Below are 26,582 nucleotides of genomic sequence, written 5' to 3' on the forward strand. Positions count from 1 at the left end.
CTGCGCATGCATGGACTCAGCCCGCTACTCGGCCGAGCGAGCGCGAGGTACGTCACTACAAAGGCCGCCCCTCAGAACTGCGCGGCGACCTCGCGCGGATCTAGACCACTGTCCAGGTCAACGGCGCCCCAATCACCCGCACCTTAGCTTCGGCAATCAATTCGGCAGCATCATCGCAGGCCAGAGCCGAAATGGACGAAGGATGAATTTTCTGGACGTTTGACCGATTCGCCTGAACCAAACGTCCAGTAAAGGTAATCTCGCCCGTCAAGTGATCAGGATCACGATCGCAAACGGCCGGCGCCGCCGAACGGCGCTCACCTCGAGGAGGACCTGTGCGTCGATTCATACGACGACTCGCCATACCTGTCGCAGCTGTGACGGCTGCCGCCGGACTTCTAGTCCTCGGCACGCCGGCCACTGCTGACGAAGCCCCGCCGACCACTTTCACCGGCACGACCGACAACCTGATCTTCACGAAGAGTGTCATCGGGAACGCGGCAGTTCACCCAGGCGACACCGTCACGTACAAGACCGAGATCAAGCACAACGAAAGCGGCATCGAACGGTCGATCGCAAAGATCCGTGACATCCCGCCCGCAGGATTCGTCCTCGTGCCGGGCAGCGCCAAGGCCACCTACCTGGGTGTGACCAACCGGGCCACGATCAGCAACGAATCAGACGGCGGAGTCTCCGCGAAGTGCTCGAGCGGCTGCACCTTCCTGGTCGGTGGATTCGTCGTCAAGAAGAACCAACCCGTCACACTGGAAGCGACCTACACGGTCCCCGTCGGCACAGCATTCGGGACGTACGACAGCGGCATGCTCTTCGACGTCAACGCCTTCAGCACACAGCAGGGCCTCAACCCGATCAACGTCAACGTCCAGGTAGTCGACCCGTCTGTCGCCACCGGAACCACACTGGTTGCACCGGCAACGGCGAAGGTCGGCACGCCGGTCGACCTGACCGCGACAGTTGCGCCGTCCGACGCGAGCGGCACCGTCCAGTTCAAGGACGGCGGCAACGACATCGGCTCACCGGTCCCGGTTTCGGGCGGTAGCGCCACCCTCTCCCACACTTTCGACAGCGTCGGCGCCCACGACATCACCGCCGCGTACAACGCCGGTCCGGGATTCCACAGCTCGACCTCCGGAGTCCAGACCGTCGACGTCTCCGCGGACACCACCACCACGATCTCGGCCCCGAACGCCGCGCTGGTAGGTGACAGCATCACCGTGAGCGCTGTCGTCACACCGGCAAACGCCGTGGGCACGGTGCAGTTCAAAGACGGCGAGACCAACCTCGGCGCACCGGTGGCTGTAGTCAACGGGACGGCTTCCCTGACCCGCAGCTACGACGCTTCGGGCACCCACAGCTTCACCGCAGTGTTCACCGGCGAGGCCGGTTACGGCGATTCAGTCTCCACCGCAACCCAACTCGACGTCAGCGATCCCGACTGGGGAACCACGACCACAGTTGTCGAACCACTCACCGCCGTTGTCGGTGAACCGACCAACCTCTCGGCCACCGTCTCCCCCATCCCGAGCAGCGGAACCGTGACGTTCAAGGTCGACGGCGCCGAGATCGGTACCGCACCGGTCGGCACGGGTGACGGTGTCGCGATCCTCCCGCACACCTTCGCATCAGCGGGCGCTGCAGCCGTGACGGCAGAGTTCTCCGGCGGAACCGGATTCATCGGCTCCACGTCCACGTCGTTCACGGTGAACGTGACCGATCCCGAACCCGCTCGCGCCGACACCACGACGTCTCTGACCGTCAGCGGCTCGGCTCAGGTCGGAAAGGCATTGCAGCTCAAGGCCACCGTCGCACCCGGAACAGCAAACGGAATGATCCAGTTCAAGTCGGGCACGACGCCCATCGGCGCACCCGTTGCCGTCGTCAACGGCGTCGCGACACTCACGCACACCTTCGACGACGAGGGAACGTTCGGCCTCACTGCCAACTTCGTCGGCGACGCCGGTTGGAAGAACTCCGTCTCCGGCCCGACGGTCGTGCAGGTCGGCACCGCACCGACAGACGGCGGCGGCACCGGAAGCGTGGATACCGGTTCGCTCAGCGGCCTCATCCCGCTCTTCGGAAGCTAGTCCCCCACATCAGCTTTGGACACCACTCCCGTACCCAGCTCAGGAGAATCCATGTTCGTGTACTCCAGACGTCGCATCGCGGCGCCGATCGCCGCCACGGCACTCGCCAGTGGCGTCATCCTCGCGGGAATCCCCGCATCAGCGGCCCCCGTGACAACAACCTTCGGCACGAGTTGCCTGGCAACCCCGTCCGCTGTCGCCGGTCCGACCACGCAGTCACAGTCCGGCTCGGTCATCGTCGACGCACCGGAATCCATCGGCGCCGGTGAGACCTTCGAGGTCACCATCCAACCCGGCCCCATCGCCTTTCCCGGCTCCGCTTCCGGGGCGACCGTCCAGAACGTCTCCCGCATCAAGGTCGACGTCGACGTTCCTGCGAACGCCACCCTGGTGGAAGCCACCATCGTCCCCGGCACCTCGGCTGGGCTCAGCGGTGTCGCGCCGAACATCCTGCGCGTCAACGAGAACGGCAACGTCGATCCCAACGGAACGATTCTGCGCCTCTCCGGAAACAACCAGGTCATCGGAAACAGCCCCAGCTCGAGCATCAACTCCGAGGGCGGCATCGTCGTCAAGGCGACCGGCAAGAACGTCGATGGTTCCAACAATGCCGACGGCTACACGCAGTTCCAGCTCCCCCAGGTCAAGGCAGTTCTCAAGGCCGGCGATTCAGGGGACGTCGCGATGAAGGTACGCACCGGCGGCAGCGCGGGAGCGTGGAACAACGATCGCAACTTCCTCACGTTCCTCCCCAAGGCCACCCTGGTCATCACCGCCTGGGCACCCACGCGATGCACCCCGCGTGACGCCGAGAACGGTCCGCTCAACAGCGGCGCAGGCCCCCTCGCCACGACGCGGATCATCGAGGCGGACAAGGCAACCACCACCACAGTCGTCGGACCGGCCAACGCCAAGAACGGAACTCCCGTCACCCTGTCAGCCAACGTGAGCGGCGGCGCAAACGGTGGAACCGTCCAGTTCTTCGACGGCGACAACCCACTCGAGGACGCCGTGCCGGTAACCGGAGGGTCGGCCAGCATCTCCCCGACCTTCACCGAGGACGGACCGCACTCCATCACCGCGAGCTACAGCGGAGCCCCCGGGTTCCTGGCGTCGACGTCGGCGTCGGCCAAGATCGTGACCGTCACGACCGATGCACCGCCGGACGCCGTGACCACTACCGCCACGGTGTCGCCGTCGACCGCGAAGGTCGGACAGGACGTCAACCTGACTGCCAAGGTCGATCCGCAGGGTACCGGCGGCACCGTCGATTTCATCGTCGACGGCACCGAAACGGTCAGTGCTCCGGTCGGAACCGACGGAGTTGCCGTCGCTCCGTACACCTTCACCTCGACCGGAACGCACAAGGTTGTCGCGAAGTTCACGGGCTCACCAGGATTCGCCCCGTCCGCTGCCCCGGCATTCCCGGTCAGTGTGACGACGCCGGCTCCGGCTGACGTCGAGACGACCACGGTTCTCGACGCTGTCGGAACTGTTCAGAAGAACACCCCGGTGACGCTCAAGGCAACGGTCGATCCGTCCGGCGCCACGGGCAAGGTCCAGTTCAAGGTCGGTGACACCCTCATCGGTGGACCGGTCGACGTGGTCAACGGTGTCGCAACGGTACCGGCGACGTTCTACAACTCCGGGACCTACAGTGTCACCGCCGAATTCGTGGGCGCTTCGGGCTACACGGCCTCCGCATCCGCGCCGCAGACCCTGACCGTCCCCGGCGATACGGACGGCGGGCCCGGAGGCGGGACCGGCAGCCTCGACCTCGGCACTCTGTTCGGGTCGCTAGGAGGCTGACACTCTGAAACAGAGATGGGGCGTGTCGTCGAATCCTCGACGACACGCCCCATCTTCGTTCGCGGCGAACTATCCGGCTGCCGGCTCCGCCGGAACAGCGGTAGCTGTCTTGCCGCCGGTGATCTTCACGATCGGCAGGACCAGCGCGGCCGGAGCCGACGCCGGCACCACAGGCGACTTGGGTGCAATCGGAGCCAAACGCTCGTAGCCGCTGCCCTGGGCGGGACGCAGGTCGGTCTCCCCCTTGTTCGGCCACAGCGAGGCCGAGCGCTCGGCCTGAGCGGCAATGGTCAGCGACGGATTCACACCGAGGTTGGCCGAGACCGCTGCGCCGTCGACGACGCTGAGCGTCGGGTAGCCGTACACGCGGTGGTACGGATCGATGACGCCGTGATCGGAATCCGACGCGATAGCGCAACCGCCGAGGAAGTGCGCCGTCAGTGGAACGTTGAAGATCTCGCCCCACGTGCCGCCCGCGACGCCGTCGATCTTCTCGGCAACTCGACGCGTCGCCTCGTTGCCCTCCGGGATCCACGTCGGGTTCGGCTGACCGTGGCCCTGCTTGCTGGTGACCTTGCGTCGACCGAACAGGCCCTTCTTCGTGTACGTGGTGATGGAGTTGTCGAGGTTCTGCATGACCAACGCGATGATCGTGCGCTCACTCCAGTCCTTGACCGTCAGCATGCGCAACATCTGGTACGGATTCTTCGCAACCACACCGAGGAACTTGATCCATCGGGGCGTCTTGCCGCCGCCGTCCGTCATCAAGGTCTGCAACAGGCCCATCGCGTTCGATCCCTTGCCGTAGCGGACCGGCTCGATGTGGGTGTCGCTGCTCGGGTGGAACGACGAGGTGATCGCCACTCCGCGGGTCAGGTCGAGTGCGGGATCGACCTTGTACTTGCCTGCGCCGACAATGGATTCGGAGTTCGTTCGAGTCAGCTCGCCGAGCTTGTCGGAGAGCTTGGGCAGCGCTCCGGTGTCCTTCATGTCGAAGAGCAGATGCTGAGTGCCCCACGTTCCGGCCGCGAGAATGACGTTCGCAGCCGTGTAGGTGCGGCGGTTCTTTCGTCCGAATGCACCGGTTCGCTCGGTGAACACGTCCCACGAACCGTCGCGAGCCTCACGAAGCCCGGACACGGTGGTCATCGGAATGATCTCGGCGCCGGCTGTCTCGGCAAGGCCCAGATAGTTCTTGAGGAGCGTGTTCTTCGCTCCGTGACGGCAGCCCGTCATGCACTCGCCACACTCGATGCAACCGGTGCGCTCGGGTCCGACGCCGCCGAAGTACGGGTCCTTCGCTTTCTTGCCCGGCTCACCGAAGTAGACGCCGACAGGGGTCTGGATGAACGTGTCGCCGACGCCCATGTCGTCGGCGACGGACTTCATGATCTCGTCAGCGGGCGTCATGTGCGGATTCTGCACGACGCCGAGCATCTTCTGAGCCTGCTCGTAGTACGGGGTGAGCTCGCTTCGCCAGTCAGTGATGTGCGCCCACTGCTTGTCCTGGAAGAACGGCTCCGGCGGCTGGTACAGCGTGTTGGCGTAGTTCAACGACCCGCCGCCGACGCCTGCGCCCGCGAGAATGAGGCAGTCGCGCAACAGGTGCACGCGCTGAATGCCGAAGCACCCCAGCTTCGGAGCCCAGAGGAACTTCTTGAGATCCCAACTGGTCTTCGCGAAATCTTCGTCGGCATACCGTCGGCCGGCTTCGATGACGCCGACCTTGTAGCCCTTCTCCACGAGACGAAGCGCGCTCACGCTTCCGCCGAACCCGGATCCGACGATCAGTACGTCGTAGTCCGTTGCCCGTTGCTTGCCCATCAGGACACCTCCACCGTGAACCGTAGTTACCCGCCAGTATGCACCTATCCCTTGTGACTACCACCACAAGGGGCCCCATAAGCGTAACCGCAAGTATCAGGAACGGGAGAAAGTCCTGCACAACGAACTGTGGCCCCGGTTCACGAAGAACCGGGGCCACAGAAAGGTACAAACTACGCGCGGACTGTCAGCCCGACCTTCTGGAACTCCTTGAGATCGGAGTATCCGGCCTTCGCCATCGACCGACGGAGACCACCGACGAAGTTCAGCGAACCGTACGGATCGTCCGAAGGGCCGCTCAGAACCTGGTCCAGACTCGGACGCTCACCATAGGAAACCGGAAGAAGTGCTCCACGCGGAACCGAAGGATGAGCCGCAGCGGACGGCCAGTACCAGCCACCACCCGGCGCCTCGGCGGACACGGCCAGCGGCGTGCCCAGAACGGCAGCGTCGGCACCGCAGGCGATGGCCTTCGCCAGATCACCCGAAGTTGCGATGTCACCGTCGGCGATGACGTGGACGTAGCGTCCACCCGTCTCGTCGAGGTAGTCGCGCCTGGCTGCTGCAGCATCGGCAATGGCCGTGGCCATCGGAACGCCGATGCCCAGGACCTCACCGGTGGTGGTTGCACCCTCGGTAGACCCGTACCCGACGATGACACCGGCAGCGCCGGTACGCATCAGGTGCAGCGCGGTGCGGTGGTCACTGACCCCACCCGCGACAACCGGAACGTCGAGTTCCGAGATGAACGTCTTGAGGTTGAGCGGTTCCTGCTCGGTGTGCACGACGTGCTCGGCCGAGATGATCGTGCCGTGGACGACCAGGAGGTCGATTCCCGCCTTGATCAGCTCCGGCGTCAGTGCGCGCGCATTCTGCGGGCTGACGCGAACGGCAGTGGTGACCCCCGAATCACGGACCTGCGCCACCGCAGCTGCCAGAAGACCGGCCTGCAGCGGAGCCGCATGCAGCTCCTGCAGGTAGCGGATGGCCGCGTCGACGCCACCGTCCTTCTCGGCGATCTCGACGAGACGCCGGAGCTTCTCCTCGACATCAGGGTGACGGCCCCACAGGCCTTCACCGTTGATGACACCGAGGCCGCCGCGCTTACCCAACTCGATCGCGAAAGTCGGCGAGACCAACGCGTCGGTGGGATGTGCGAGGACAGGAATGTCGAACCTGTAAGCGTCGAGCTGCCAAGCAGTCGACACCTCCTTCGACGAACGAGTTCGCCGGGAGGGAACGATGTTCACATCGTCCAACTCGTAGGTACGTCGGGCCGTTCGACCCATGCCGATCTCAACGAGGTCGCGCACGCGCGCCCCTTTCTCGTGTACTGGTTGCTAACGAGCGGTGTAGTTGGGTGCTTCGACAGTCATCGTGATGTCGTGCGGATGGCTTTCCTTCAAACCCGCCGCCGTGATCTGGACGAACTGAGCGTTCTGCAGGTGCTCGATCGTCGCCGACCCCGTGTATCCCATGGCAGCGCGCAGACCACCGGTGAGCTGGTGCGTCACCTGCGAGAGCGGGCCACGGAACGGGACACGTCCTTCGATGCCTTCCGGAACCAACTTGTCCTCGGAAAGCACGTCGTCCTGGAAGTACCGATCCTTGGAGTACGACTTGGCCTCGCCACGCGACTGCATCGCGCCGAGCGAACCCATTCCGCGGTAGCTCTTGAACTGCTTGCCGCCGACCAGAATCAGTTCGCCGGGCGATTCAGCGGTACCGGCCAGGAGTGAACCCAGCATGGCCGTCGACGCACCTGCGGCAAGAGCCTTCGCGATGTCACCGGAGAACTGGAGTCCACCGTCGGCGATGACGGGCACACCGAGAGGCTTGCACGCGGCAACCGCTTCCAGGATGGCCGTGACCTGAGGGGCACCGACACCGGCGATGACGCGGGTGGTGCAGATGGAACCAGGGCCGACTCCGACCTTGACGGCATCGACGCCGGCTTCGACCAGTGCCAGAGCACCCGCGCGCGTAGCGACGTTGCCACCGATGATCTGAACCCGCTCGCCCAGTTCACGCTTGAGCTTGGCGATCATGTCGAGAACGTTGGACGAATGCCCGTGCGCACTGTCCACCACGAGTACGTCCACACCGGCATCGGTGAGCGCCATCGCGCGCTGGAAGGCGTCATCGCCGGCACCGACTGCAGCGCCGACGAGCAGTCGACCGTCACGGTCCTTGGTGGCGTCGGGATGCTGCTCGGTCTTGACGAAGTCCTTGACCGTGATCAGACCGGTGAGCTTGCCGTTGCCGTCGACGATCGGCAGCTTCTCGATCTTGTGCCGACGAAGAAGGCCCAGTGCCACGTCAGCGGTGACGCCTTCCTGAGCGGTGATCAGGGGCATCTTGGTCATGATCTCCGCGACCGGGCGATTCTGGTCGACCTCGAAACGCATGTCCCGGTTGGTGACGATGCCAACCAGCTGGCCGGCGTCGTCGGTGACAGGCAGACCCGAGATGCGGAAACGAGCGCACTTCGCATCGACCTCACCCATCGTGTCGGTCGGCTTACACGTGACGGGATCGGTCACCATGCCGGCCTCGGAACGCTTGACCGTCTCGACCTGTCCTGCCTGGACCTCAACCGACGAGTTGCGGTGCAGAACACCCATGCCGCCGGCGCGTGCCATCGCAATTGCCATGCGCGACTCGGTGACGGTGTCCATCGCAGAACTGACCAACGGAATCCGCAGACGGATGTCGCGGGTCAGTTGACTGGACGTGTCGACCTGGCTCGGGATGACGTCGGACGCAGCCGGCAACAGCAGCACGTCGTCGTATGTCAGTCCCAGCATCGCGACCTTGTTGGGGTCGTCTCCTCCGGTGTGTACATGTCCTGCAGAACTACTCATGCGGTCAGGACCCTCCATGGACCTAGATTCGCCCAGGGCGACCGCTGTAGCAGCCGCCTCGAAACGGATTACGAAAGCTGGATATCGGATAGAAGGCGCCTGCACGGAAAGAAATTCCTGGCACCTTTTCCCGGCGTTGCACACCATGGTATCGGCTCACTCAAAGGTCCGAACCATCCCACCCACGCTGCGGGTACGCGTAACAAGTGGCGCTGACCCCCCTGACCTGCGTACCGTGGTGCTGTGCGTGATCAACTGCCCCCCGGTCTGCCGCCAGATCCCTTCGCCGGCGACCCAGCTGACCCCTCCGCGGCTCTCGATGCCATCGAGCCGGGCCAACCACTCGACCCCCACGAACGCCAAGCGGTCGAGGAGGATCTCGCTGACCTCGCTGTTTACGAGGCACTCCTCGCTCACCGCGGTATCCGCGGTCTCGTAGTCTGCTGCGAGGACTGCCAACAGGATCACTACCACGACTGGGACATGCTGCGCGCAAACCTGCTGCAGCTGCTCGTGGACGGAACCGTCCGCCCTCACGAGCCTGCCTACGACCCGATGCCTGAGGCATATGTCACGTGGGACTACTGCCGTGGATACGCCGATGCGTCGATGAACGAGGCGATGCACGGCGACGGTTTCGACAGCTGAGCGAAACCTCACCCAAGCTCGTACGAAAGTGGCCGACAAGCAATTGCTTGTCGGCCACTTTCGTTTGAATTCAGATCGGAACGGTGCGATCAGGGCGGGGGTGAAGAAGAATCACCCGACGGAGACGAGGCCGGCGCCAGAGGCGTCGTTGTCGTGGTTGTCGTCGTTGTTGTCGTGGTCGTTGCCGTGGGCGACGATGACGGTGTCGACGACGCCGCGCTTGGACCAGGCGCCTGCATGATTCCAGGATTGGGCGTTGTCGTCGTGGTCACACCCCCAGGCAGCTGAGGGTTCGCCGGATTGACGGAGATCCCCGGAATCGCCGTGGGAGACGTGGCAATCGAGGACTGCTGGTCGGTCGTCGACGGCGGCACTGCGGGTGACGTGGTCTCCTGGACCTGCGTCATCAACTTGCCCCAACGCTCGACGAGGTCGGTCTTGTCCTGCGAGTCCTTGACCGCATCGGCACGGTGAGCTGCGTTGTCCAGCACCATCTTTGCCGCAGGAATGTCTCCGGCAGCCAACAGCCGCTCGGCCTTTTCCAGCTCGGAAGTCGTGTCGATCTTCGCAACTGTCGAGTTGGCCTCGTCGGCGAAGACGACCTGCTTGACGCCCCACAGGGCATCGCCGGGCTGGGCGTCGTACGCCATCGCCGTGGCGCCACCGAAGACCACTGCTGCAACTGCTGCAGCGGCGGCGATCGGACGAACCACACGCAATCGAGAACGGGAACGTGAACGCTGACGATCGGAGAAGCCGGACGGCGTCGCTGTGATTGCAGCGATGACATCGTCCAATAACGGACCCTCGGGCATCGGAGTCGCAACGACATCGTCACGCCATTGCGAGAGGATCAACGCAAGTTCGTACTGTTCGGTGCTATCGGTTGCTACCGGCCCACCATTCGAAATGGATTCGATCAGCGCATCGTCACGCCGAACCGCAGCCAAATCCACTGGCGTACCGTCGTCGGCGAGATCACCGAGATTCGAAGCGTCATGCCCCTCGTCTCTAGCCAAAGCTCTCACCTGCTTTCGTCACTTCTTTTTTCAGTTTCGCGATCGCTCTGTGCTGAGCGACTCGTACAGCTCCGGCGGTACTACCGACGGCGACGGCCGTTTCCTCGGCCGACATCCCGACCACCAGGCGAAGTATCAAGATTTCTCGATGCTTCTCCGGAAGTGTGCCGAGAAGTTCGTGCATCTGTCTGCTGGACTCCGAATCGAGAGCTCGCTGTTCGGGACCATCATCCAGTGCTATTACATCCGGTACTTCGGAAACGGGCTCCGACTTGTTACGGGCGGAGCTTCGATGTGCGTCCGCAACCTTGTGCGCGGCAATTCCGTACACAAAGGCCATGAACGGGCGTCCCTGGTCCTGATAACGCGGCAGCGCGGTCATCACGGCCAGACAGACTTCCTGTGCGACGTCGTCAGCGGACAGGTGTCCTCTCTCGGCCGCACCCACTCGACCGCGGCAGTAGCGCACCACCATCGGTCGGATGTTCTCCAGAACCAAAGCTAGAGCTGTACGGTCGCCCTGCGCAGCAGCGGCGACCGCGGTGTCCAACTCATCGCTCGTATTTGTCATCGTCAGCGAAAATCCTGGCGTTACAGTGGCACCTCCCGAGCGGGTGTGCTCCCGCTCTCAGCGGAACCCTCTAAGAGTAACCATCCGGACCGACTGGTCTCCGCATACCTGCCCAGCAGTCGCGATATCGATACAGCTCCTTCTGGAATGTTCTCCGGAGACTTCGGTGGAGTGGTTACGACAAAGGTAGGAGTGATCCACCACGCATCGCAATCAGATCGCCGATCTCCCGGGCACTCGGTGAGGTTCTCTCCCCGCTGACACCTTCGATCAACAGAGACGACGCCCAGGCCAGGGGCAGCAGGCCGTATTGCCGGCACCGCGCGAACACATCTGCTGCCATCTTCACGGCTGCGCTCGCGTCTGTTCCGGTCAGCGCGGCGCTACGCAGCAGATCCGACTTCACGCGGTGCCGCACAGACTCCGATTCCGCTGACAATTCGACGGCGCGTTCTGCGTGTCTGCGGGCACGAGCGAAGTCGCCTCCCGCCAACGCCAATTCTGCGGAGACCCATTCGATCCGAATTTCCTGCCGCCACAGCCCGCCCTCGGCATCCAGACGCGCCCGACATTGCGCCAGCAGGCGCCAGCCGAGCGGGAGCCTGCCACAGCCGAGGGCGTCTGCGGCCAGACCGGTCAGAGCGTCACAGGCAGCCTCTGGATCACCTGGCAGGCCGCCGACGATCGCCAGTGCGCGCCCGTCCCACGTGGACGCGAGTGCATGGCGTCCGCTCTGGCGAAGAAACGACGCCCTCGTGCTGGCAGACAGAGAGGCAAGAACCCGATCCGAGTGCGTCGAGAACCCGGCCGTGAGCCGATCGAGGACATCCAATGCAGCCCGCGCTCTTGCGTAGTGGCCCTGACCACCCAGCACTACTGCCGTTGTCCACCAATCTCGGGTAGAGCAAGGCGCCGGGAGGCGGTCAAGATCCGGATCCGCACCGAACGCGGCAGACTCGAGGGACCCTGGAAGTGCAGTTGTTTCGTTGGGCACAGGTGATCGAGGGCGCGCAGGTGTCGACACAGGTTGATCATCGCAGCAGCACGAGCAGACATTCGCACGACCGGCGTCACACCAACGATGCCAAAAGTCGCACGAAACACGAAAAGGCAAGTTTGTCGGAGTTAATCAGATATTCAACTGAGATTTGCCAAATGTACTCGTAATGATATTTAACGGGCATATATCCGTGACGTTAACTGCGCATTACTTATTGGACGGATGTCCTAGTTGAAACTTGGGCACTAAGTCCCGAAATGGAGCGCAACCCCGCCCACGCAATATCGGACAAATGACGCAAACCGAGCCGAATGACCGAGTGATTTCGCCGGGCGATCAGCCTCGAACATATCCCTGATCTGTGGGTTTCGCATCTCGAGCTGCCAGGCTTGCCGGCCGCCACCTCGATCGACCCAATTTCGACATCGGCGCAGAACAACGCACGAGGGGCCCGAAATGTAAATATATACTTCGTTAACTCTCGCATTTCGATATATGCCGATCGCCACTGAACGAGCCTATTGACGCGATTTACTCAGCACCCTTACGGTTAGCAAGCGTGAACGATTCAGAAGGCCCGGATAACCTCCGGGCAACTTGGTCCGCTCGTTGATCAACGCGAGCTTGCAGTAAGGAGTCAACATGCCTGCACCGAATCACCTTCCAGGCCCCAACGCAGACATCTGGGACTGGCAGATGCACGGTCTGTGCCGCGGAGTCGACTCCTCCATGTTCTTCCATCCCGATGGCGAACGCGGTAGAGCACGTGCCCAGCGCGAAACCCGCGCAAAAGAGATGTGCCGTCAGTGCCCGGTCCTGATGCAGTGCCGCAGCCACGCGCTGACCGTCGCCGAGCCGTACGGCATCTGGGGAGGAATGTCGGAAACCGAACGTGAACTACACGCGCGCCACCGTCGCACCACCCGCATAGCTTCCTGATACATGTAGGTAGAGCGCACTAGGCCCCCGAGAGTTTTCGGGGGCTTTTGCGTGTGGACGGGACACCGTCGAAAATGCGTGTGGACGGGACACTGTCGAAAAGAATTTCCGACACGACCCATCCGACCGACGCCCGCCTCCGAATGCCTTCTGACAGTGCACCTCAGCACATCCCTTCAGGAAGGCAGACCCATGAACACCTCTACTCGAGTTCTGGCAGTCACCGCAGCAGCCTCTTTCGCCGTCTTCGGCGTGGTCGGTTGCTCCTCCGACGACAACGATTCGTCGACCGACACGTCCAGCGCCGCCATGACGTCTTCTGCCATGGGATCGAGCATGTCTCCCAGCAGCGCGATGGCGGAGCCTGCTTCCGATCTGGTCGGTGCCGGTTGTGCCGACTATGCAGCCGCAGTGCCGAGCGGCGCCGGATCGGTCAGCGGAATGGCCCAGGATCCGGTTGCCACAGCGGCATCCAACAATCCGTTGCTCACCACCTTGACCGCGGCAGTCTCCGGCCAGCTCAACCCGGACGTCAACCTGGTCGACACCCTCAACGGCGGCGAGTTCACCGTCTTCGCACCGATCGACTCGGCATTCGCCAAGATCGACCCCGCGACGATCGACAGCCTCAAGACGGACAGCGCCACGCTGACCAAGATCCTCACCTACCACGTGGTTCCCGGCCAGATCGCCCCTGACGCGATCGACGGAACGCACCCCACCGCCGAGGGCGGAACGGTCACCGTCACCGGATCCGGTGACAACATCAAGGTCAACGACGCAACTGTCGTCTGCGGTGGAGTCAAGACCGCAAACGCCACCGTCTACCTCATCGATTCGGTGCTGATGCCGCAGTAGTCCCCACCTGCTGTGCGCCTTTATCAACCCCCCGCGGTTAATAAAGGCGCACAGCGGCCAACGGCGGGCCAAGAGAAAAGAACCGGACATGCACGCTACGGTTGTACGCGATGAAGCGAGACAACTCTTCGTGAGCGAGCCAGACCATGCGTCGGATGCGGCCGACGCATGCCCGACGGACAATTCTGCGGCCCGCACCGCGCGAATCGCGGAATCACGCGAGCTGGCAGTGATCCTCGCGAACGTCGCCGGTGGCGACCAGAGCGCCTTCGCCGAGTTCTACGACCGAACCAGCTCCCGTGTGTACGGCATGGTTCTTCGTGTACTCCGTGATCCAGGTTTCTCCGAGGAAGCGGTCCAAGAGGTCTACCTCCAAGCCTGGAAATCAGCCGACAGCTTCGACCCCGCCAAGGGGTCCGCGCTCTCCTGGCTCCTGACACTTGCCCACCGGCGCGCAGTGGATCGCGTGCGCTCCGAACAGTCGAGTTCGGATCGACAGGCTCTCTACGACACCACCAATGCCACTCCCGAATTCGACGTCGTCAGCGACGAAGTGACACGAAGAGACGAGCATCGTGCTGTCACCGACTGTCTCGAAACGCTGACGGACACTCAGCGCCAATCGGTGACTCTCGCCTATTACGGCGGCCGAACGTACCGCGAGGTGGCCGAAGATCTCGGCGTGGCGATTCCCACGATCAAGTCGCGAATTCGCGACGGACTACTGCGCCTACGTGGATGTTTGGGGGTGATGTGAGATGGACGAAGAGCTGATCGACTACGCGTACGCCTACGCGATCGATGCGTTGGACCTCGACGAGCGCCGTGAGGTCGACAAACGACTTGCCGCTTCGGACTCCGCGACCCGCGCCGAATTCGACGCCCAGGTCCGGCTCACCGCCGAAACCATGGCCGCGATGACCGTCGTCGACGCCGTCGAGCCCCCGCCGTCGCTGCGCAGCAGCGTCCTCGCCTCGATCGCAGAACAGACCGCGGCTCCCAACGCCCCGGTTTCGCTGGCCGAGCGTCGTAACCGTCGACGCCCGTGGACCATGGCTCTTGCGGCGGCCGCCGCAGTCGCAATCCTGGTCGGCGGCATCGGAATCGGACGCACGCTGTCCGACAACACGCCGCCGCAGAACGCCGCGTCCGAAATCATGGCAGCACCCGACGTTCATGCCACGACGCGTGACATCCCGGGCGGCGGTAGTGCCACGACGCTGTTCTCGCCCTCCGAAGACGCCGCAGTCCTCGTGATGAACGATGTGACTCCCCCGAGTCCGGATACCGTCTACCAGATGTGGCTGGTGCCGGGCGACACCGACGACACCACGATGATCCCGATGGGGACGATGGCTCCGGGCGACGTCAAACCCACTACCCAGGTGGTGCTCGACGGCATCGGTCCGAACACGAAGTTGGCGTTCACTGTCGAACCGCCCGGCGGATCGCAGCAGCCGACGAGCGAGCCGTTCGCAACGATCCCGCTCATCTGATCGCCAGACGAAAAAAGATCCCCCACCGGAATCCGGTGGGGGATCTCTTCTTTGTCGAAACTACGAGCAGCGAGTCAGTGGCTGTGACCGTGTCCGGTGTCGGCAACTTCCTCGGTCGGCTTCTCGACGACGGCGCTCTCGGTCGTGAGGATCATGCGCGCGACGGAAGCGGCGTTGACCACTGCCGAGCGAGTGACCTTGACCGGGTCGACGACGCCGTCGGCAAGCAGGTTGCCGTAGGTGAGGGTGGCAGCGTTGAAGCCTTCGCCCTTGGTCATCTCGGCGACCTTGCTGACAACGACGGACCCGTCGATGCCTGCGTTGCTGGAGATCCAGAACAACGGAGCGTTGAGGGCTTCGCGGACCACGGCAACGCCGGTGGCCTCGTCACCCGTCAAGCCGAGGTTCCCGATCAGAGCCGTACCAGCCTGAACGAGAGCCGATCCGCCACCGGGGACGATGCCCTCGGAAACTGCTGCCTTGGCTGCGTTGACCGCATCCTCGACGCGGAACTTGCGTTCCTTCAGATCGGTTTCGGTGGCTGCGCCGACCTTGATGACGGCCACGCCGCCGGACAGCTTCGCCAGACGCTCTTCGAGCTTCTCGCGGTCCCAATCCGAATCGGTGTTCTCGATCTCGCGACGCAGCTGCGCAACGCGGGTCGCGATGTCGTCAGCGGTGCCTGCACCGTCGACGATGACCGTCTCGTCCTTGGTGACGACAACGCGGCGAGCGCTGCCGAGCAGGTCGAGGCCGGCTTCCTTGAGCGAGAGTCCGACGTCGGTGTTGATGACGGTGCCTGCCGTGACGACTGCGAGGTCGTCGAGGAATGCCTTGCGACGATCACCGAAGAACGGCGCCTTGACGGCGACGGCCTTGATGGTCTTGCGGATGGAGTTGACCACGAGGGTGGAGAGAACTTCACCCTCGACGTCCTCGGCGATGATCAAGAGCGGCTTGCCGGATTCGGCAACCTTCTCGAGCAGCGGAAGGAAGTCGGGAAGTGAGCTGATCTTCTCGCGGAAGAGCAGGATCAGCGCGTCTTCGTAGACGGCCTTCTGCGCATCGATGTCGGTGACGAAGTAGGGCGAGAGGTAGCCCTTGTCGAACTGAACACCTTCGGTGACAACGAGTTCGGTTGCAACGGTGGAGGATTCCTCGACCGTCACGACGCCGTCGGTTCCGACACGGGTGAGTGCCTCGCCGACGAGCTTGCCGATCTCTTCGTCACGCGAGGAGACGGTGGCGACCTGAGCGATCGACTTCTCGCCCTCGACGGGGGTGGCTGCGGCGAGCAGTTCCTCGACGACCTTGTCGGCTGCGGCGTTGATGCCGACGCCGAGAGCCATCGGGTTCGCGCCCGCTGCGATGTTCTTGAGTCCGCCGCGGACGATGGCCTGGGCCAGAACGGTCGCGGTGGTGGTGCCGTCGCCGGCAACATCGTTGGTCTTGGTGGCGACGCTCTTGACGAGCTGTGCGCCGAGGTTCTCGAAGGGATCTTCGAGCTCGATCTCACGGGCGATGCTCACACCGTCGTTGGTGACGGTGGGGCCGCCGAATGCCTTGGCGAGCACGACGTGGCGTCCACGCGGGCCCAAGGTCACCTTGACGGCGTCGGCAAGCTTGTCGACTCCGGCTTCGAGAGCGCGGCGTGCGGTCTCGTTGAACGCAATTTGCTTGGACATCTGTTCTGTCAGCTCCTGAATCTTCGGGGCGTGAACGCATTCCGCCCCGGGATCCTGTGTGGACTCCGGGGCGGATCACGTGTGTCTTACTTGGAGACGACAGCCAGCACGTCGCGTGCCGACAGGATCAGGTATTCCTGGCCGGCGTACTTGATCTCGGTTCCGCCGTACTTGGAGTAGATGACCGTGTCACCCTCCTTGACGTCGACCGGGATGCGGTTGCCCTGCTCGTTGACGCGGCCTTCGCCGACTGCAACGACGGTGCCCTCCTGGGGCTTTTCCTTGGCTGTGTCAGGAATGACCAGGCCGGAAGCCGTCGTCGTTTCAGCCTCGTTGGCCTGGACGAGGATCTTGTCCTCGAGCGGCTTGATGTTGACGCTCGCCACGATGAGCCCTCCACTTTGGGGTATGTGCGTCCGAGGCGATCCTCGGACAGCTGTTTGGGTATGCCGTTTACGGCGCGTCACTGCAGTCCCGTCGTCGCGGGTGCCGGAACTCGATCAGCGCCAATTGGCACTCTATACGTGAGAGTGCCAACCCTCAAGGACTGGGCGCATTTTTCTCTTCGTCCAGAGCGAAACAGGACAGCCGTCCACCACGTTCACCTATTGTTCACTTCGTGACGAACATCAATCGCCGTAGTTTTCTGACCTTCGCCGGACTCGGCGCCGTCGGCGCGGTCAGCCTTGGCAAGCCGTGGGGCCTGCAATATGCAGGCGCGTCGACCATTCCGACGTCAGGTCCTGGCACCACTCTCGAGTCCGTGTCCACCCCCGTCAGCAGCAACGGCTACACCAAGCTCACCGCCGGACCCGGTTGGGCGAACATCGTGCGCAGCGAGTTGGCCGAGCCGAAGTCGGGACGCGAGGACCGACGCACCGCACTCGCCTCACTCGTGCAGCTGACCGACGTCCACATCGTCGACGCCCAGTCCCCCATGCGATTCGAGTACGTCCACCAGATCACCGGCTCGGCGTTCCGTCCCCAGGAGACCCTGACGGCGCACGGGCTGATTTCACTTGTCCGCCGGGTCAATTCGATCGGCAGTGGCCCGCACACGTCGCGCCCCTTCGATGCCGTCGTCACCACCGGCGACAACACGGACAACAAGGAATTCGCCGAACTCGACTGGTTCCTCACCTCACTCAACGGCGGAACCGTCGTCGCCAATACCGGTGCCAAGGACCGCTACGAGGGTGTACAGAACTCGGGTGCCGATCTCTACTGGAACCCCGAGTCACCGATGCTCGACATGTACAAGAAGGCCGGATTCCCGGAGATCCCCGATTTCTTCGGTGCCGCTTTCACGCCCGTGTCGAGCCCCGGCCTGAACACCCCTTGGTACTGCGTGTTCGGCAACCACGACGATTCGGTGTCCGGCACGGTGCCCAGCGGCATCCCGCCGCTCGAAGCGATGTACACGGGATCTCTCAAGTTCGAGGTGCCCGGTTCACCGGAGCAGGCCAAGCAGATCGACGTCGCCACCAAGTTCGATCCCAGTGCGATACCCGGAATCCTGTCCGCCTTCACGACGCCGCCGCGCCAGGTCACCCCCGACCCGTCGCGCGCGCCGTTCACACCGCGACAGTTCATCGCCGCACATCTTGATCCCGCGCACACCGGTCCCGGCCCCGTCGGACACGGTTTCGCCCCCGACGCCGGCGACACCGGTATCGGTTACTACTCGTTCGAGATCGCACCGGGCGTCGTCGGCATCAGCATGGACTCCACCAACCGCGCGGGCCTCGTCGACGGTTCGCTGGGCGCCGCTCAGTTCCAGTGGATCGAGAACACCCTGCGCGCCGGCAGCAGCACCTACTACGACGCCGCGGGCTCTCGCGTCACCGAGTCGCGAGGTGACACGTATTTCGTGCTGTTCAGTCACCACACGAGCGACACGATGGACAATCTCATTCCCGACCCCGAGAACGTCCTCGAGCCACGCCTGCGCGGTTCACAGCTTCTCGACTTGCTGCATCGTTTCCCGAACGTACTTGCCTGGGTCAACGGACACACCCACGAGAACAAGATCACCCCGTGGCCCGGCGCGACCCCCGAGCAGGGCTTCTGGGAGATCAACACCGCCTCTCACATCGACTACCCGCAACTCGGACGCATCATCGAGATCGCGGACAACCATGACGGAACGGTGTCGTTGCTTGCGACGCTCTTCGAGGCGGAGAGTCCCAATTCCGTCGACTACAGCGACAAGTCGGCAGCCGGGCTCGCCTCGCTGTACCGCGAACTGTCGTTCAACGACATCCACCGCGACCCGAAACTGACGGGTACCGGCGTCGACCAGAACGTCGAATTGTTGGTCCACACCGGACGATGACTCCGATTGCCGCAGTGTCCTAGGTGATTTCAGGTCCGCTCGAAGGCGAGCGGTGCGCTTTCGCCCACGACACTGCGGCAACGACGAATCGAACGCCGAATCCGATCAACACCAGATTGCAGACGATCTGAAGGCTCACGAGCCCCCGGGCAAGGTCCGTCTGCGCGGCGATGTCACCGAATCCGACTGTCGAGAAGACGGACAACGAAAAGTACAGCGCCGCCATACGCGACAGCGGTTCGGTGAAACTGCCAGGGCTTGCATGCTCGACCGAAAAATAGGTGATGGACACCAACAACAAGTACGTCGGCATCACCACCGCCACAGCTTCGACCGCCTGCAGAGATGGCACATCGGAACGCAGAATTCGCCACACCTGCCAGGTGGTCACGGCAAGTACCGCGGCGCCTCCACCGATCAAGAGGAAGATTGCACTGGCGGTATGTACATCGATCCACGGCAGAAAGAAATACGCGCATCCGAAGGCGATCACCGTCAGCGTGGGTCGAAGCACTGCACCACGGATCAGCGCGCGTCGTCGTTCCCGGTCGATGTGGGGAGAATCGCCTTTTTTCCGCATGAATCAATGATCGACAATTTCGCAGGTAAAACCACCCTTTCGGTCCGAAAAGGACGTCACGGAGACGAAAAGCACTGAGCAATCCTCACGAACCTTCTGTAACGTTCATATAACGGCGGTCGATTGAACATTGACCGGTATTGACTGTGAGGAGGTGTGCGATGAGTTGTTCACTGGGAATTTCCACTGGATCTTCCGGTGTCTATTCAGCACTCGTCGACACCGATACCAGCACAAACGCGCCAGGCGCCGTGCCTGCCGAGACTCGCTTCGTCTCGGCGGATCAGGCCAATTCCAACGTCGGTGACCTTGTCAGAGCATCCATCAAGCTGATGACGACGCAGGTAACGGACGGATCTGAAGCGCCGCGCTCGATCGGTGTCAGCTATCGCACGGACGATCAACTCGCGAGCATCAGGTCATCTCTTTCGCGCTCGCCGAAGCAGGTCCGTGCAATCCCCGAACCTGCCGCCGTACACGCGTATCTCGCCGAGACAGGGAAAACCGAGCGGTACGACACGACAGCTCAGGTGGACGTCGGTGATCAAGGTCTGACGGTGTCCGTCGTCGACCACACCGGTGAAGTTCTGCACTCCGACCGTATCGACGCCCTCGCAGGGGCCGGAATCGACCGGGCATTGGTCGACTTCGTGACGGAGAAGGCGCCAGGGCACTTGCGCCGGTACACCGACGCGGAACTTCTTGCCGCCCGGTGCCATGTCGCCAAAGAGCAACTGTCCACGTCCACCAAGGTGACCGTCGACCTTCCGATCGACGCGATGGCGATCACGCGCGACGAGTTCGAGGCCATCATCGCCCCGGATATCGAGCGCGCCGTCACCTTCATCCGTGAAGTCGTGAAGGGCTCACCGCGGCCCGTCGGTGCCGTTGTACTCATCGGCGGTGGCGCACACATTCCGGCCGTGCGGTCCGCCGTCGCCGCTGCCGTCGACGTCCCCATGGTCGAGATCGTCGAGCCCGAGACTGCGGCAACCAAAGGTGCTGCACTCCTGGCAGATTCGATCACCGCAATTCGTTTCCCGCTGCTGGGCTCCGGAAGTGACCAGCGCTCCGGATCCACCGCCAAGGTATCGGGAGCGTTGATCGGTGCGCTCGTGGTCGGCGGACTGGTACTCGGTTACGGCGCAAAGGAATTGGTTCCGACCGACGACACCGCGGTCTCGCCCGTCGGAACCGGGTCGACCACGACGACGGTGAGCCCCGAAGCGACACCGAGCACCGGATCGACGATCATTCCGTCTCATGATCCTCTGCCTTCGGTAGCCGGCAGCACGTATCCTCGGTACGGGTATCCCACCACCCCGTTCGACTCGCAGCCTTACGACACGCACTCGTACACAACGCATCAGTACACACTTCCGCCTGCGCCGATCCCGGACACCTCGACGACAACCACGCCGCCGACCACGACAACGACCACTCCGAATTGGCCGACCATTCCCGGAATCACGCTGCCCGATCCACCGGCGTGGTGGCCGACGCTACCGGACACCGAGGCGACGCCCCCGGTCGATCCGACCGAGGCAAACCCCGGCGGCGGTCTCGGCCCGGGTGAGAGCGGCGGCGAGAACCCGACGACGCCGGAGACTCCTGGATCTGGTTCCACCGAAACCGAAATCACTACCCCTGGTGGTGGTGATCCGACGACGAAGCCCGGTGAACCGAATACCTCGATGCCCGAAAACGGTCCCGCGACCACACCGGATCGGGAACCGGCCCCGGTCGGCTGATTCTCAGTCGGCCGATTTTCAGTGCATCAGCTGGCTGACGGAGACCGACAGCCCCGGGTCCGTCGCAACACTCAATTCCGAAGGGCCTGCGCCGTTTCCGATCAGGTGAGCGGCCAACGATGCGATCATCACGCCGTTGTCCGTGCACAGTCGAGGTTTCGGAATGCGCAACGTGATGCCCGCTTCGGCGCAGCGCTGCTCGGCGAGTGAGCGGATACGCGAATTGGCCGTGGCGCCGCCGCCGAGAACCAACGTGTCGACCCCGACGTCCTTGGCTGCACGCACTGCCTTCATCGTCAGGACGTCTGCAACCGCTTCCTGGAACGAGGCAGCGATGTCCGGGATCGAAAAGGTCTCGCCTGCGCGCTCTTTCGATTCGACATAGCGCGCGACGGACGTCTTGAGCCCCGAGAACGAGAAGTCGTGCCGCGAATCGCGCGGCCCCGTCATGCCGCGAGGGAAGGCGATTGCGTTCGGATCTCCCTCTTGCGCAGCAGCATCGAGTGCCGGTCCACCGGGAAAGCCGAGTCCGAGCAGTCTGGCCACCTTGTCGAAGGCCTCACCGGCGGCGTCGTCGACAGTCGTGCCCAGTTCGACAATGGGCTTGCCCAGATCTTCGACGTGAAGCAGGTGTGTGTGACCGCCGGAGACCAACAATGCGACGCACGAGGGCAACGGACCGTGCTCGAGAGTGTCCACCGAGACGTGACCGCCGAGATGATTGACCGCATAGAACGGGATGTTCCATGCTGCCGCATAGGCTTTCGCTGCGGCTACACCGACCAGCAGCGCGCCGGCCAGGCCGGGTCCGATGGTGACGGCCAGCGCGTCGGGCTTCTCGATACCGGCGGCAGCAAGGGCACGGCGCATCGTCGGCACGATCGCCTCGAGGTGAGCCCGCGAGGCCACTTCGGGAACCACTCCCCCGTACCTGGCGTGCTGATCCACGCTCGATGCCACCTCGTCGGCCAACAATTCGCAGGTTCCGTCACCGTTCCAGCGGACGATACCGACACCTGTTTCGTCGCAAGAACTTTCGACACCCATGACGATCATGCTTGCTGCTCCTCAATTTCGCGGACACCGAGCACGGCAGGCCGTCTCATCGTGTACGCATCTGCCCCACTGGGCTGGTAGTACTTCTTTCGTGTTCCGACGATCTCGAATCCTTCGCGCCGGTACAGCGCGATGGCAGGTTCGTTGTCGGTGCGCACTTCCAGGAACACCGGGCACTGCCGTGAATCCGCCAGAGTCAGAAGCGCATCGAGCAACGCGCCGCCGATTCCGAGTCGCTGAGCCGAGGGATCTGTACCGATGGTGTGAACCTCGGCCTCCATGTTCGGCGACGCCCCCAACAATGCGACTCCGGCGTAGCCGAGGACGTGACCGTCAGGCTCCCGGGCAACGAAGTAATGATTATGTGCGCCTGCAAGTTCCGAGACGAACGCTTGTGCACTCCAGGGTCCGTCGCCTGCGAACAACGCGCGCTCCAACTCCGCGCACCGTTCGGTGTCATCGACGTTCATCGGCTCGATGCTGTACTTCATCTGCTCTGTCTCACTTGCCACGTTCTGCAAGGGTCTTCGCGTCCGGGCGTCGGAGGTACAGCGGCTCCAGCGGGGCCGGAACCGAGCCGGCCAGGATCTCGCGAGCAGCGACTGTCACCAACCCGGCCGGTGAAGGTGTCTCCGCCGGGTCGACGGGTAGATCGAAGAAGTCCACGTGCGAAGCGGATCCGGCAATCAGCGTCGAAGACGAAGGATCGACGTCGCCGGCGGAATTCACAGCCGGTCCTTCGACGCGCACTCCTCCGTCATAGCGCGCCCAGTAGATCTCGCGACGCCTCGCGTCAGTCACGACGAGCAGGCTCTGTGTGGTCGGTACCGCAGCCGCGATCGCATCGAGGCTGCACACGCCGTACACGGGAACACCGAGTGCGTCGCCGAAGGCAGCGCCCGTCGCCATGCCGACACGCAGTCCGGTGTACGGCCCTGGCCCGACACCCACGACGACGGCGTTCAAGTCGGCCGGTGTGAGCCCTGCCTCTGCGAGGCATTCGAGGACGTGAGGGGTCAAGACCTCGGCGTGCGCACGAGGATTGACCGTGACACGCACGGCAAGCGTCTCCACTGTGTCCGGTGACTCTGCGTCCGGTGACACTGGGTCCGGTGACGAAGCCGACAGGGAGACGACTCCGGCAGTGACTGCCGGAGTGGAGGTGTCAATTGCGAGAACAAGCACGATTTCTCAGGGTACCCGCACGTGAAGAACTACTTCCGGCCCGGGAGGGTCACGACGTCTGTGACACGAAACGCCGTTTCACGACGTCTGTGACACCAAACTCCCTTTCACGACGTCCAGGACCAACTCGCAGTCCGCACATCCGATTCGGGTTCCCGATGAAGCTGCACTCGCAGGTGCCGTTCGACGAGCCTTTCCACGACGTCACCACCCCATTCGACCACCACCACTGCATCGGTGAGGTCGGTGTCGAGGTCGAGGGCATCGAGTTCGTCGAGCGCATGCGGTCCGCTGTCTCCCAGCCGGTATGCGTCGACGTGGATCATGCCGACGGGAACTCCGCCGCCGGGGCGGGTGCCCGGACGATGCTCACGAGCGATGACGAACGTCGGGGACGTCACCCGGCCCTGCACCCCGAGCCCGGCGCCGATTCCGCGCGTCAACGCGGTCTTGCCTGCCCCGAGTGGACCGTCCAGCACCACCAGGTCGCCGGCAACAAGTCCCGCCGCCAAGCGTCGGCCGAAAGCCTCGGTGTCCTCGGCCGTTTCCAACGTGATCTGTCCGGACACGGGAAGTCCCGTGGAGTTCTCAGCCGACATCGGACCGCTCTTCTATCTGCGCTCGCTGCACCAACTTGTCGATTGCGTCCGTCACGATCGCCGGGAACTCGAGCTGCACCAGATGGCCGGCCCCGTGAACTCGCACGAGTTCGGATTCGGGGAGATCGGCGGCGAGACGCTTGGAGCTGATGAACGGAATCATCATGTCTTGATCGCCGCAGATCACGACTGCCGGTGTGTGCGCGAGGACCTCGAGAGAAGCGGACTCGTCGTGTAGTTCCAACGTCCGCAGGAAATTGACGATGGTCACAACCGAGGTCCGGTCGAGCATGCCGTCCGAGAGTTCATGCAGCCGTGGGCTGACATCGGTGCCGTACGAGGCCGCACGCAGGATCGGCGTGATCAATACTCGCGCAGCGCCCCGGGCATGCTGAACTACTCCTGGTGAGGTGCGCACTGCCAACCGGAATCCGTCGATGATCGGATTCTGCAGATTGCGGGTCAGGCCGGTCTCGGCCAGGCCTGCCGCCGTCGTCGCGACCAGCCCCACGCCGATGACTCGGCCCTCGAACCATTCGGGTCGCTGACCGGCGAGCGCGAGTACCGTCATGCCGCCCATCGAGTGACCGACGAGAACTATCGGCCCCTTGGGTACCTTGGCCTCGACGACGGTCGCGAGGTCGCGGCCGAGCTGAGAAACCGTACAACTCTTCGAACGCGGCATGCCCGAGTCTCCGTGTCCGCGCTGGTCGTAGAACACCATGCGAACCTTGTTGCCCCATCGCTCTTCGAGCTGGCGGCGCTGGAAATGCCAGGACAGCGCACTCAGGCAGTATCCGTGCACGAAAACGACCGTCAGCGGAGCGTCGTCCGGTCCCACTTCGCGAACTGCCAGCTCGACACCGTCCTCGGTGCGCACCGTGCTCTTGCGGTCGCGCGTCATGAGGTCGAAGTCCTCGTCCGCGTAGATTTCCCGGCCCGGACGCGTCGCGGTCTTGAATGCGTTCACGCCGGCCATCGAGCCGAGCGCCACGGCGCTGAGCAGGCCACCGAGAATGCTCATCTTTCCTGCAGTCTTCATGACGTCTCTCCCCCGATGTACGTACGCACAGTGCGTCCACGTATCCCGGTCACGACCTCGTAGTGAATGGTGTCGAGTACGTCGGCCCAGGCCTGCGCGTTGGGTTCGCCGTGATCGCCGTTGCCGAAGAAGATCGCGGTGTCGCCTTCGCGAACTCCGTCACCGTCCGGACCCAGGTCCACCAATACCTGGTCCATGCAGATTCGCCCGACAGCCTGGCGACGCTTACCGCCCAACTGCACTTCGAACTTGCCACTCAGTGAGCGAGACAAACCGTCGGCGTAGCCGACGGGAAGCAGCGCAAGAGTGGTGTCGTGCGGTGCGACCCACTGATGCCCGTAGGAGACGCCCTCTCCGGCGGCTACCTTCTTCACCAGAATCACCTTCGCTCGCAGCGTCATCGCCGGTCGTAAACCGAAATCTCCGAGTTCGGGCACCGGAGACAATCCATATATCGCGATTCCCGGCCGAACCATGTCAAACCGCAGGTCAGGACGGGTGACTGTAGCAGCGGAGTTGGAAAGATGAACGACTTCGGGGTCGAATCCGCGAGCGCGGACGTCGGCAACCGCGTCGATCAAACGCTGCTTCTGCATGTCGATGACGTCGTGATGCGGTTCGTCCGAGTGCGCGAGGTGAGAGAACACTCCGCGCAGCCTGATCGTGCCCTCGTCCCGCGCAGTGGCGAGGTCGTCGAGCATCTGCGGCCACTCGGTTCTCGATACGCCGTTGCGATTGAGACCGGTGTCCACCTTGAGCGTCACCGTCGCCTGTTGTCCCAGAACCCGTGCCGCGTCGACGACAGCGGCCAGGTGTCGCGGGGAGGACACGCCGATCTCGACGTCCGATCGGATCGCCGAGGCGAAATCGGCGTCGACGCCGTGCAGCCAGGCAAGAACGGGAGCGGTGATGCCTGCCTCGCGAAGGACCAGTGCCTCCGCGATGGTGGTGACGCCGAGTTCCCCGGCTCCCGCCGAGAGCGCCGTCCGCGCCACCGCAACTGCGCCGTGGTTGTATCCGTCCGCCTTGATGACCGCCATCAACGCTGCATCCCCGGCAAATTCACGCAGAACACGCACGTTGTGCGCGATCGCGTCCAGATCGACGACTGCCTCCGTCTGCGGCCCTACTGCGTCGTCGAGTCGGCTCGCCTTCCCCTCCGCAGGCTCCTTCGGTGCTCTTCCCTGGGCAAGCGTCATGGCGACAATCCTGCCAC

24 protein-coding genes are annotated in these 26,582 nt (G+C 63.5%); 9 read left to right on the plus strand and 15 right to left on the minus strand.

Features of this window, described 5'->3' with window-relative positions; translation table 11 throughout:
• Window positions 1–335 precede the first annotated feature (335 nt).
• Both ABH939_RS09940 and ABH939_RS09945 read left to right on the plus strand, forming a co-directional pair.
• Window positions 336–2,105: an Ig-like domain-containing protein gene (locus ABH939_RS09940; RefSeq protein ID WP_042926364.1), complete on the plus strand. Its 1,770-nt coding sequence runs from the start codon at window positions 336–338 to the stop codon at window positions 2,103–2,105.
• A gap of 51 nt (window positions 2,106–2,156) precedes the next feature.
• The gene (locus ABH939_RS09945) at window positions 2,157–3,914 is read left to right on the plus strand and encodes an Ig-like domain-containing protein (RefSeq protein ID WP_003940813.1); all 1,758 of its coding nucleotides are present in this window, start codon (window positions 2,157–2,159) and stop codon (window positions 3,912–3,914) included.
• Window positions 3,915–3,983: 69 nt separating this feature from the next.
• Here the strand turns inward: ABH939_RS09945 and ABH939_RS09950 are convergent, their stop codons facing one another.
• From ABH939_RS09950 to guaB, 3 genes are all read right to left on the minus strand, one after another.
• Window positions 3,984–5,738 carry a GMC oxidoreductase gene (locus tag ABH939_RS09950; protein ID WP_003940689.1) on the minus strand — a complete coding sequence of 585 codons (1,755 nt, stop codon included), beginning with the start codon at window positions 5,736–5,738 and terminating at the stop codon, window positions 3,984–3,986.
• 173 nt (window positions 5,739–5,911) lie between these two features.
• Complete coding sequence (locus ABH939_RS09955; RefSeq protein ID WP_003940976.1) at window positions 5,912–7,051, minus strand: GuaB3 family IMP dehydrogenase-related protein; 1,140 nt, start codon at window positions 7,049–7,051, stop codon at window positions 5,912–5,914.
• Between the two features lie 27 nt (window positions 7,052–7,078).
• Window positions 7,079–8,602, minus strand: a complete 1,524-nt coding sequence (guaB, locus tag ABH939_RS09960) for an IMP dehydrogenase (RefSeq protein WP_003940903.1) — start codon at window positions 8,600–8,602, stop codon at window positions 7,079–7,081.
• 243 nt (window positions 8,603–8,845) lie between these two features.
• On the opposite strand from guaB, the gene ABH939_RS09965 reads away from it, so the two are divergent.
• A complete protein-coding gene (locus tag ABH939_RS09965; RefSeq protein WP_003940777.1) occupies window positions 8,846–9,250 on the plus strand; it encodes a DUF5319 domain-containing protein in 405 nt (134 codons plus the stop codon).
• Between the two features lie 89 nt (window positions 9,251–9,339).
• Here the strand turns inward: ABH939_RS09965 and ABH939_RS09970 are convergent, their stop codons facing one another.
• The 3 genes from ABH939_RS09970 to ABH939_RS09980 form a co-directional block, all read right to left on the minus strand.
• A complete protein-coding gene (locus ABH939_RS09970) occupies window positions 9,340–10,269 on the minus strand; it encodes an anti-sigma-D factor RsdA (protein WP_063836274.1) in 930 nt (309 codons plus the stop codon).
• On the minus strand, window positions 10,262–10,840 hold the full coding sequence (locus ABH939_RS09975) for a sigma-70 family RNA polymerase sigma factor (RefSeq protein ID WP_003940953.1): 579 nt from the start codon (window positions 10,838–10,840) through the stop codon (window positions 10,262–10,264). The genes ABH939_RS09970 and ABH939_RS09975 overlap by 8 nt, the downstream gene beginning before the upstream one ends.
• Window positions 10,841–11,015: 175 nt before the next feature.
• Window positions 11,016–11,714 (minus strand): hypothetical protein, encoded by a 699-nt coding sequence (locus ABH939_RS09980; protein WP_003940892.1) that lies wholly within the window; start codon window positions 11,712–11,714, stop codon window positions 11,016–11,018.
• Window positions 11,715–12,482: 768 nt separating this feature from the next.
• Here ABH939_RS09980 and ABH939_RS09985 point away from each other — a divergent pair.
• The 4 genes from ABH939_RS09985 (at window position 12,483) to ABH939_RS10000 (ending at window position 15,133) form a co-directional block, all read left to right on the plus strand.
• The gene (locus tag ABH939_RS09985; RefSeq protein ID WP_003940939.1) at window positions 12,483–12,779 is read left to right on the plus strand and encodes a WhiB family transcriptional regulator; all 297 of its coding nucleotides are present in this window, start codon (window positions 12,483–12,485) and stop codon (window positions 12,777–12,779) included.
• 192 nt (window positions 12,780–12,971) lie between these two features.
• A complete protein-coding gene (locus tag ABH939_RS09990; protein WP_007728616.1) occupies window positions 12,972–13,637 on the plus strand; it encodes a fasciclin domain-containing protein in 666 nt (221 codons plus the stop codon).
• Between the two features lie 88 nt (window positions 13,638–13,725).
• Window positions 13,726–14,394 (plus strand): sigma-70 family RNA polymerase sigma factor, encoded by a 669-nt coding sequence (locus ABH939_RS09995; RefSeq protein WP_007728615.1) that lies wholly within the window; start codon window positions 13,726–13,728, stop codon window positions 14,392–14,394.
• 1 nt (window position 14,395) lies between these two features.
• Window positions 14,396–15,133, plus strand: coding sequence for an anti-sigma factor domain-containing protein (locus ABH939_RS10000; protein ID WP_081557614.1), 738 nt, complete (start codon window positions 14,396–14,398; stop codon window positions 15,131–15,133).
• A gap of 74 nt (window positions 15,134–15,207) precedes the next feature.
• Here ABH939_RS10000 and groL read toward each other — a convergent pair whose 3' ends face one another.
• Window positions 15,208–16,818 (minus strand): chaperonin GroEL, encoded by a 1,611-nt coding sequence (gene groL / locus ABH939_RS10005; protein WP_065352178.1) that lies wholly within the window; start codon window positions 16,816–16,818, stop codon window positions 15,208–15,210.
• Window positions 16,819–16,904: 86 nt separating this feature from the next.
• Entirely contained in the window at window positions 16,905–17,204 is a 300-nt protein-coding gene (gene groES / locus ABH939_RS10010) for a co-chaperone GroES (RefSeq protein ID WP_003940763.1), read from the minus strand.
• 233 nt (window positions 17,205–17,437) lie between these two features.
• On the opposite strand from groES, the gene ABH939_RS10015 reads away from it, so the two are divergent.
• Entirely contained in the window at window positions 17,438–19,153 is a 1,716-nt protein-coding gene (locus ABH939_RS10015; protein WP_166502008.1) for a TIGR03767 family metallophosphoesterase, read from the plus strand.
• 19 nt (window positions 19,154–19,172) lie between these two features.
• Here the strand turns inward: ABH939_RS10015 and ABH939_RS10020 are convergent, their stop codons facing one another.
• Window positions 19,173–19,733: a potassium channel family protein gene (locus ABH939_RS10020; protein WP_007728612.1), complete on the minus strand. Its 561-nt coding sequence runs from the start codon at window positions 19,731–19,733 to the stop codon at window positions 19,173–19,175.
• A gap of 161 nt (window positions 19,734–19,894) precedes the next feature.
• On the opposite strand from ABH939_RS10020, the gene ABH939_RS10025 reads away from it, so the two are divergent.
• On the plus strand, window positions 19,895–21,484 hold the full coding sequence (locus ABH939_RS10025; RefSeq protein WP_042449735.1) for an Hsp70 family protein: 1,590 nt from the start codon (window positions 19,895–19,897) through the stop codon (window positions 21,482–21,484).
• Window positions 21,485–21,502: 18 nt separating this feature from the next.
• On the opposite strand, the gene tsaD is transcribed toward ABH939_RS10025, so the two are convergent.
• The 6 genes from tsaD to alr form a co-directional block, all read right to left on the minus strand.
• Window positions 21,503–22,540 (minus strand): tRNA (adenosine(37)-N6)-threonylcarbamoyltransferase complex transferase subunit TsaD, encoded by a 1,038-nt coding sequence (tsaD, locus tag ABH939_RS10030; RefSeq protein ID WP_054827677.1) that lies wholly within the window; start codon window positions 22,538–22,540, stop codon window positions 21,503–21,505.
• Entirely contained in the window at window positions 22,537–23,031 is a 495-nt protein-coding gene (gene rimI / locus ABH939_RS10035; RefSeq protein ID WP_050655860.1) for a ribosomal protein S18-alanine N-acetyltransferase, read from the minus strand. Before rimI ends, tsaD begins: the two co-directional genes overlap by 4 nt.
• Window positions 23,032–23,041: 10 nt before the next feature.
• Window positions 23,042–23,725: a tRNA (adenosine(37)-N6)-threonylcarbamoyltransferase complex dimerization subunit type 1 TsaB gene (gene tsaB, locus ABH939_RS10040; protein WP_083057644.1), complete on the minus strand. Its 684-nt coding sequence runs from the start codon at window positions 23,723–23,725 to the stop codon at window positions 23,042–23,044.
• Window positions 23,726–23,832: 107 nt separating this feature from the next.
• The gene (gene tsaE, locus ABH939_RS10045; RefSeq protein WP_003940673.1) at window positions 23,833–24,324 is read right to left on the minus strand and encodes a tRNA (adenosine(37)-N6)-threonylcarbamoyltransferase complex ATPase subunit type 1 TsaE; all 492 of its coding nucleotides are present in this window, start codon (window positions 24,322–24,324) and stop codon (window positions 23,833–23,835) included.
• Entirely contained in the window at window positions 24,314–25,366 is a 1,053-nt protein-coding gene (locus tag ABH939_RS10050) for an alpha/beta fold hydrolase (protein ID WP_054831462.1), read from the minus strand. Before ABH939_RS10050 ends, tsaE begins: the two co-directional genes overlap by 11 nt.
• Window positions 25,363–26,565, minus strand: a complete 1,203-nt coding sequence (gene alr / locus ABH939_RS10055; RefSeq protein ID WP_166502006.1) for an alanine racemase — start codon at window positions 26,563–26,565, stop codon at window positions 25,363–25,365. Before alr ends, ABH939_RS10050 begins: the two co-directional genes overlap by 4 nt.
• Between the last annotated feature and the right edge of the window lie 17 nt (window positions 26,566–26,582).

The sequence above is a fragment of the Rhodococcus sp. 27YEA6 genome (assembly GCF_044908235.1).
In the GTDB taxonomy this organism is placed as follows: Bacteria; Actinomycetota; Actinomycetes; order Mycobacteriales; family Mycobacteriaceae; genus Rhodococcus_F; species Rhodococcus_F qingshengii.